Annotated in this window: 1 pseudogene; it reads right to left on the reverse strand. The window is 52.5% G+C overall.

Annotated features, from left to right (window positions below):
• Nucleotides 1-669 (reverse strand): annotated as a pseudogene (locus WH96_RS22205) (glycine-rich domain-containing protein); the annotation flags it as partial.

The following is a 669-nucleotide window of genomic DNA, read 5'->3' on the forward strand; positions in this document are numbered from 1 at the left end:
CATCTGCTGTTGAGCCTGTCGTAAAGGTGCCGTTTTGCCCGCCACTACCACCAGCACCAACAAGTGTTACACGAACAGAGGAAACACCCTCAGGCACTGTCCAGTTATGATTCCCTGATTCAGTTAAAAATACTTTTGTTGGGCCTGTATCAGCCGTTTGAATGTTCTGCCCCCATTCGACAAGAACGCATCCATCTAGTCCCGGATTACTTGGATTTTGCGTTTTATTGCCAATCTTTTTGGGGCCGGCACCACCTGACCCACAAGCTATGTCTCGTATCCCATAGCCAGTACCGCCTGATCCACCTTCCGCATAGAGATAGTTACCGCTCACGGTAGATGCTGACTCTCCTGAAGAACCATTGGTTCCGTTTAGACTAATGTAACTGCTCGGAACGCTGACACCGCCGCTCCCACCTGCACCACCTGCACCAGTCGATTGATGTTGAGAATAGGCGCCACCGCCGCCTTCACCGCCTGAGGCAGACACAAACGTACCAAACGCACTTTCAACACCGGCATTACCATCCGTGTTTTTACCATATACCGGGTGCGCATAAGTCGGAGCCGCTCCCCCAGCACCAACTGAAACAGAAATCGTTTCACCGGGCGTGACTGTAACTAGATTCTGAGAAAATGCGCCAGAACCACCACCGCCACCGCCACCGC

It is taken from the genome of Kiloniella spongiae, assembly GCF_001026905.1.
GTDB lineage: Bacteria > Pseudomonadota > Alphaproteobacteria > Kiloniellales > Kiloniellaceae > Kiloniella > Kiloniella spongiae.